The sequence below is a fragment of the Roseivirga spongicola genome (assembly GCF_001592965.1).
Taxonomy (GTDB): Bacteria; Bacteroidota; Bacteroidia; order Cytophagales; family Cyclobacteriaceae; genus Roseivirga; species Roseivirga spongicola.
Genome location: NZ_LRPC01000028.1, coordinates 1,276,487 through 1,284,120, shown reverse-complemented (window position 1 = coordinate 1,284,120; position 7,634 = coordinate 1,276,487). Strand labels below are relative to the sequence as shown.

Genomic DNA, 7,634 nt, shown 5'->3' with positions numbered 1-7,634 from the left:
GAACATTGAACATTGAACATTAATATAACCTATGGCAAAAATTTTAATTGTTGAAGATGAACCCTCCATGAGGCTCGGACTCAAGGATAACCTAGAGTTTGAATCTTATCAGGTTGAGTTGGCTATTGATGGAGCCGAAGGTTTAAAGAAAGCTACGGCTTCAACCTTCGACCTAATTATTCTAGATGTTATGATGCCCAAAATGTCAGGGTTCGATGTTTGTAAGGCTATGCGTAAGGCTGGCATTACCACGCCAATTATTTTCCTTACTGCAAAGAGTGAAGAAATAGATAAAGTGTTAGGCTTGGAACTTGGTGCCGATGATTACCTCACTAAGCCTTTCAGCTTAAGAGAATTAATTGCCAGGGTAAAAGCAATATTACGAAGAACGCAAACTGATGCCGATACTGGTTTAAAAGGTGAAGTAACCATTGGTGGGCTCACGGTAGATTTTAGCCAGTTTACAGCAAGAACAGCTGAAGGTGAAGTACGTATGTCACATAAAGAATATGAGATTTTGCACTATCTCGCAGAGCATACCAATGAGGTGGTGAGTCGTTATGACTTACTGAACAAGGTTTGGGGTTATGAAAGTCAGCCTACAACCCGAACGGTAGATAATTTCATACTCAGATTGAGGCAAAGAATTGAGGAAAACCCCAATGAGCCGAGGCATATATTGACAGTGCACGGAGTGGGCTATAAGTTGCTTAAGGCTTGAAGCTAGTAGCGGGGAGCTTGAAGCTGGAAGTAATGTTTAATATGACCTAGCTAATGAACTGGAGAAGTGCTGTCTCTTTAGGGATCAAGGGTAATCAGCTTGAAGCCAGTAGCGGGGAGCTTGAAGCTGGAAGTAATGTTTAATATGACCTAGCTAATGAACTGAAAAGTACTGTCCCTTTAGGGATTAAGGGTAGGAAGACCGAAGAAAATTCTGAAATCTGACGTCTGATATCTAGTGTCTCGTACCTAGAATCTAACCTGTGACAAGTTATGACATTCGTTTACGCAGCAATGACACCGCGCCTCGAAATAGGCCGTAAAATTGTAACATAAGCTCAAAGGTCAAATAGCTCAAACGTTACTAAAACTAAAACTACAATACTCCGGCTGCCATTAAGGCAGTCGGTGTTACTAGAAACGCGACAATGAAAAAATATTTAATAGCCATTATACTCCTAGCCATTCAGGCTGTAGTCCTTGGTCAGGACACCAGAAGGTTAATGAACCTGAGAGGACACTGGAAATTCTCTATCGGAGATAGACCTGAGTGGTCAAAAACTAATTATGACGATTCAGATTGGGAAGAAATATACGTACCAGAACGCTGGGAGCGCGAAGGCTTTAATGGTTACGATGGATTTGCTTGGTACAGAACTAAGTTCAGCGGTAAGGGGCTCAACAAAGATAGATATCACCTGATTTCTTTGGGTTATATAGACGATGTTGATGAAGTCTTTATCAATGGCGTAAAAATTGGCTTTTCTGGTGGTTTTGAGCCGTTTTATTACACTGCGTGGAATGCTGAAAGAGTTTACATGATTCCACCAGAGGTGCTGAATTACAATGGTGATAACCAAATAGCAGTCCGCGTTTATGATCAAGGGGGAGAAGGAGGAATTTACAGTGGTTCAGTAGGTATTCTATATTTAGATGATTATTCAGCCAAAGAGCAGGTGTTTTTGCAAGGCGTTTGGAAAATTAAGATAGATGACGACCCAGATTTTGCTAAAGTAGCCTATGACGATGGCAATTGGCAAAAAGTTATGGTGCCCTCTAACTGGAAAACGATCGGCATTTTTGACCTTAATGATTTCGCATGGTATAGAAAGACTTTCACATTACAGCCAGGAACCTCGACTACCGACATGACACTTATAGGCGGTAAAATTGATGACTTCGATGAAATCTATATCAACGGAGTCAAAATTGGAGAAACCAACGATGGCAAATGGCTGGGGTCTTCCAGAAGTTTTTCTGAGTTAAGAGTGTACAATATTCCCAATGGCCTACTGAAGCCTGGCAAAAATGTGATTGCCGTGAGGGTAGAAGACATAGGAGATAATGGTGGAATTTATGAAGGTCCAGTTGTAATTATGCCTACTTCTGAAGCCACTCGCTACGCTCGAAAGTATAGTTGGTGGCGATAAGGTATTTCTGCCAAGCTCTCCAGCACTTCACTAGATAGCTCATGTTTACCCTCGAAGGTGATACTCTCGGGGGTGATTTGTATCTGCTCAGCTATGCTCTCTTGTTCTTTTATTCTTGCCTCGGTCAGAAACTCATCTTGTAAGCCATACACCAAGAAACACTGCTTGTCCTTAAGTCTATCTGTACTTTGCAGAGGAGGTAAGTCTGGTGGAAAAATACCAGCCCAAAGAACGAGTCGATCAAAACTTAGATCAGACATTGTGGCTAGTCTGGAAATGGTTGCTGCGCCTTGGGAAAAACCAAAGAAGGTGATTTTAAGATCTTTTTTTAACTGAGAAGTCACCTCATTATAAACTGCCGAAAGGTAGGTGATGTAATTACCAATGTCGCTTACCCGGTCTTCCTTGGTCATCCAGGTAGCACCAACTCTTCCGGCAAAGCCTTGAAGATAATACCTGAAAAGCCCTTCAGGTGCTACAATTAGTCGCTTAGGGCTAGCAATGGCATCAAATTTTCTAATGAAGTACTTGGCCAATTGTCCATGCCCATGGCATACAAACCACAGCTCTTCTACATCTTCAGATGGAGTTCCTAAAATTTCGTATCGAGCGTTAAACTTAAATGATATTCGTTTTTCCATTTTCTTCTAAAGGGTTGGGTTTTTAGACCAAAGAGCTCTTTAATTTCGTCATCCTGAGCTTGTTTCAGAATCTTTAGCTAGTAAACCCTAATCCCGTGTTCTCGGGACAGGATAATGCAATCATTCACTCTTCAGCTTCTAAAACGTCATATCGGAAAAATAATTCATAGAATTTAATCCGAATTATTTTAGTCCTATATCTCAAGACTTTCATCCAATGAGATTCCTGATATTTTTCTTCCTTTTGATAATGAAGGAAGAAAAATTCTGTAATGACGATTAATGGTTTTTTTTAATGTCTTGGAGCTCACTCACTCTTAAGGTTCTTTTCAGAGAATTTGAATGGTAACAAGTTGTCGATTGAATCAGATTCGTAAACTTCACCCTCGGCATTGAGCAAATAAAGTTTAATGGGTTGCTCTTGTATGTTTTCATACTCACTCATGCTTTGTCGGCAGCTTCCACAAGGAGTGGCTAAGGTATAGCCTTCGGCTGAAGCCTGTTTGGCAACTATGGCAATCATGTCTATAGATTCTTCAGGGAATTGTGCTTTGGCAGAAAAGCAGGCCACTCTTTCTGCGCACAAGCCAGATGGGTAGGCAGCATTTTCTTGGTTGTTACCCAGTACTATTTTGCCACTTTTCAACTTAACTGCTGCACCCACCTGAAAATTAGAGTAAGGCGCATAAGCTTGACTGGCCGCTAGCTTGGCTTGTTCAATGAGTTCTGCAACTTCTGGTTCTACAGAGTCTACTGAATAGACGGTTATTTTTGAGTTTTTTGTAATCTCTCTTTTAGGCATACATAGTTTTTGAGAGGGCGATGAATATACGAATCTTTTTTAGTAATGGTTTTTTCGAGCGCTCCGATTGATTGAGCACGAATCGTTATGTCTTCGGAATGAGCTTTTTATAACTGAATGTAGCCTTAGTCGCATTAGAGGCTGAACTTTCAATAGCTCCGATTTAATGGAGAAAACTTGATCTTAGTGGGCATTTTCGCCTAATTCGTTCAACACCTAATATGAGTTTACTACCTATGGAGAAAATATTAATATTGGGAGCAGGCCGCTCCTCCAATTCACTAATTAATTACTTGTTTGATCACGCAGAGGAAAGAGATTGGCAAATCACCGTTGCCGATTATGCCTTGCAATATGCAGAGCAAATTGTAAAGGATGCTAAACGTGGGCAGGCTGTAGCCATTGATATCACCAACGATCAGGAAAGACAACAGTTAATCAGCGAGCATCAGATTATAGTATCTATGCTCCCTGCCAAATTTCACCCAATTGTGGCAGCAGATTGTCTAAAGTTAGAAAAGCACCTTTTCACAGCTTCTTATGTATCGCCAGACATGAAGGCCCTGAACGATAGGGCTAAGGAGAAAGGGCTTCTTTTCTTAAATGAGTGTGGGCTTGACCCGGGAATCGATCACATGTCTGCCATGAAGGTGATCGATCATATCCGTGAAGATAAGGGACTTGAAATTCGTGCTTTTGAATCATTTACAGGCGGTTTGTTAGCACCTGATCCTGATGATGATAACCCTTGGCAATATGGCTTTACATGGAACCCGAGAAATGTGGTGTTGGCCGGTCAAGGTACTGTGAAGTTTATTCAAGAGGGGAAGTACAAATACATACCTTATCATAAGCTTTTCAAAAGAACGGAAATGATCCATATTCCAGGTCACGGTTATTTTGAAGGTTATGCCAACCGCGATTCTTTAATGTACTTAGATGTTTACAACCTTCGCGGAATTAAAACGCTCTACAGAGGCACACTGAGAAGGCCAGGCTACAGCAAGGCATGGGATATTTTTGTTCAGTTGGGCGCTACAGATGATACTTACCAGATGGAAAGTGTTGAAGGAATGACTCATAGAGAGTTTATTAATTCCTTCCTCTCATATAACCCTAAAGATTCTGTTGAGCTAAAACTTGCTCATTATTTGGGACTTGAATTAGAAGGCCCAGAAATGCACAAGTTGCAATGGTTAGGCTTGTTTGATGACGAGCCAGTGGGCTTAATGAAGGGTACGCCAGCGCAGGTGCTAGAGCATATTCTAAAGAAAAAATGGACTATTAGCCCTGAAAAGAAGGATCAGATTGTGATGTGGCACCTCTTCGATTATGTGGAAGATGGCGTGACCAAAAGAATTAGGTCGGCTATGGTGGCTACTGGCGAAAATGCTAAAGAAACGGCTATGTCTAAAACGGTGGGTTTGCCGCTAGGTATTGCCATTAGATTATTCTCTGAGGGAAAGATAGAAGCCAGAGGTGTTCATGTGCCAATTACACCAGAATTCTACAAGCCTATTTTGGAAGAGCTAGACCAGTTAGGCTTCCAGTTTATTGAAGAAGAAGTGGTGCTTGAAGATTAAAATCTTACTTGTTGCTTGGTTGCCCAGCAGAAGACTTAGCATTTACCTGAATCATTCTCGGCTTTTCAATTGAAATCTGAGAACCAGGATTGTTAAGGCTCATGCGCAAGGTTTGCTTGAATGGCTCTGTCTTTTTAGGCTCAGCAGGTTCTAGGTACTTCCAACTAGACTCTGCTGGGCAACCAAGTTCTTCTAAGGTAAATGGAGAAGGTGTAGAGAACTTTGCTTTTGTGTAATAGTTGAACTGTGAGTCGCTATTCATCTTTTTCTGGAACAATGCGAAAATTGGTAGTGCAGTATTAGCTCCTTGCCCAAGTCTGGTAGACTTAAATCCTAAGCGGTAGTTGTCTGGACCAACCCAAGTAATGGTTACTAGGTTAGGAGTGAGGCCTACAAACCATCCGTCTTTATTGTTCTGGGTGGTTCCTGTTTTACCGGCAATGTCGTTTGTAAGGTTATATTTCCATCTAATACGAGACCCAGTTCCTTCGTTAACCACACCCTTCATCATTTCAATCATGGTCTCTTGAGTAGTTTTAGAAATTACAGGCTTGTTACTCACCTTCGGGCTAAACTCTACCAAAACATTACCCTCTTTGTCTTCAATTCTTTGAATAAGCGTAGGGTGGGCTACTTTACCATCGTTTAAGAAAATGGTATAGGCTTGGGCTAAGCTTAACATGTTAATTTCGGCAGTACCTAGGGCAATTGAAGGTACTCTTGGTACATTTTCTAATCCGGCTTGGTTGGCTAAATTCACTACGTTATTAATTCCTGCTTCTTGCATTACTTTCACTGCAACGGTGTTCACAGAATTGGCCAAAGCACCCTTCATGGTGTAGAACCTGTTTTGCTCTTCGTCAGAGTTTAGTGCTGCCCAATTTTCATAAGAGGCATATTTTACGCTTTGCGGGTTATAGTAATTACATGCAGAGGCGCCTTGTTCTAAAGCCGATGCATACACAAAAGGCTTAAAGGTAGAACCTACTTGGCGTTTGCTTTGAGATACATGGTCAAATTTGTAGTGGGCGTAGTTTATGCCACCTACCCAAGCTTTTACAGCTCCATTTTTTGGGTCAATGGAAATCATGCCCGTATTCAAAAGTCTTTGGTAGTGTGCTATTTTATCTATTAGAGATGCCTCAATTTCTTTACTTCCTTGCCAGTCCCATAGCTCTAAAGGCTGTGTCTTAGCTAGTTCGGCAAATACTTCCTTATCGCTCAACCCTTCTTGCTTTAAGGTTCTAAATTCTTTCGAATTCTTTACTAGTTCCTTGAAGTGTTTGTTGTTGAGAGAGAGTAGGCGGTTATCAAAATACTTATCATAGGTTTCTTGAAGTTCGGTCATATGCTCGGCTATGGCGTTTTCTGCCATCAATTGCATGTTGTAATCTAGTGTAGTATGAATTTTTAGTCCACTGGTGTAGATATTGTAGTTAGTGCCATTTGCGTAGTTGTAAGCCTCTAGCCATTCTTTTACCTGTTTTTTTACCTCTGCTCTAAAATAGGTGGCAATTCCTGCATTGGTGTCAAAAGAGCTTAGGTTGAGCTCAATAGGGCTCTGGCTTAGTGAATCGTACCACTCTCTGCCAATAAAGCCATACTTCATCATTTGGTAGAACACCGTATTTCTTCTGCTAATAGCATTTTCAGGATTAATTCTGGGGTTGTAATAGTGTGTAGCTTTGAGCATTCCCACCAAAGTGGCCGACTCCTCAAGAGTTATATCTTCTACCGATTTGCTGAAGAATCGCTGGCTTGCACTTTCAATGCCATAAGTATTGTCGCCAAATGGAACCGTGTTGAGGTAAAGTGTTAGAATTTCTTTTTTCGAGTAGATGTCTTCCATTCGCATAGCCAATATCATCTCTTTGGTTTTATTCACTGCCATGGTGAAAGGCCCGTGGTTTTCTCTTGGGTAGAGATTTTTAACCAATTGTTGACTGATTGTACTACCGCCTCCTGCAGACTTGTCTCCCAGCAGTATGCTTTTAAAGAATACCCTACTCAAGCTAAAAACATCTACTCCCTCATGGTCATAAAACCTCACATCTTCAGTAGCAACCAGAGCATCAATAAGGTGTGGAGGGAGTTTTCTAAAATTGACCTCTCTTCGATTTTGAAAGTGATACTGGCCAAGAATCTCTTGATCTGCCGCATATACTACACTGGCTTCATCGTGCTGAATTTCTGTCAACTCTTCAGTAGAAGGGAGTTCTCCCCATCCGCCAACAAGCACAGATAGAAAGAAAACAAATGAAGAAAGAGAAGTGAAAGCCATGACAAGGAATATGTAGAAAGAGGTATTCCATATGGCTTTGATATATGCTGAGGCACGTTTTAAATACTGTATGTACATGGTGAGTCTGGTTGTTTAATTTATTCGGTACCCACCATATGACATATTGTATGCCATGGCCTAAATATGCGTTTAGAGCCGTATTTTACTTTTGAGTAA

At 41.1% G+C, this 7,634-nt stretch carries 6 protein-coding genes; 3 read left to right on the top strand and 3 right to left on the bottom strand.

Annotated features, from left to right (window positions below; all coding sequences use genetic code 11):
* Positions 1 to 31: 31 nt before the first annotated feature.
* Together AWW68_RS17570 and AWW68_RS17565 are read left to right on the top strand one after the other, a co-directional pair.
* Positions 32 to 721, top strand: coding sequence for a response regulator transcription factor (locus tag AWW68_RS17570; RefSeq protein WP_068224065.1), 690 nt, complete (start codon positions 32 to 34; stop codon positions 719 to 721).
* Between the two features lie 427 nt (positions 722 to 1,148).
* Complete coding sequence (locus tag AWW68_RS17565) at positions 1,149 to 2,150, top strand: beta galactosidase jelly roll domain-containing protein (protein ID WP_068224062.1); 1,002 nt, start codon at positions 1,149 to 1,151, stop codon at positions 2,148 to 2,150.
* On the opposite strand, the gene AWW68_RS17560 is transcribed toward AWW68_RS17565, so the two are convergent.
* Together AWW68_RS17560 and cdd are read right to left on the bottom strand one after the other, a co-directional pair.
* The gene (locus AWW68_RS17560) at positions 2,120 to 2,791 is read right to left on the bottom strand and encodes an alpha/beta hydrolase (RefSeq protein WP_068224060.1); all 672 of its coding nucleotides are present in this window, start codon (positions 2,789 to 2,791) and stop codon (positions 2,120 to 2,122) included. The two genes, AWW68_RS17565 and AWW68_RS17560, sit on opposite strands and share 31 nt — an antisense overlap.
* 307 nt (positions 2,792 to 3,098) lie before the next feature.
* The gene (gene cdd, locus AWW68_RS17555) at positions 3,099 to 3,593 is read right to left on the bottom strand and encodes a cytidine deaminase (RefSeq protein WP_068224057.1); all 495 of its coding nucleotides are present in this window, start codon (positions 3,591 to 3,593) and stop codon (positions 3,099 to 3,101) included.
* A 221-nt stretch (positions 3,594 to 3,814) separates the two neighbouring features.
* On the opposite strand from cdd, the gene AWW68_RS17550 reads away from it, so the two are divergent.
* Positions 3,815 to 5,176: a saccharopine dehydrogenase family protein gene (locus tag AWW68_RS17550; RefSeq protein ID WP_245660265.1), complete on the top strand. Its 1,362-nt coding sequence runs from the start codon at positions 3,815 to 3,817 to the stop codon at positions 5,174 to 5,176.
* Positions 5,177 to 5,180: 4 nt separating this feature from the next.
* Here the strand turns inward: AWW68_RS17550 and AWW68_RS17545 are convergent, their stop codons facing one another.
* Positions 5,181 to 7,535 carry a PBP1A family penicillin-binding protein gene (locus tag AWW68_RS17545; protein ID WP_084375737.1) on the bottom strand — a complete coding sequence of 785 codons (2,355 nt, stop codon included), beginning with the start codon at positions 7,533 to 7,535 and terminating at the stop codon, positions 5,181 to 5,183.
* Positions 7,536 to 7,634 lie beyond the last annotated feature (99 nt).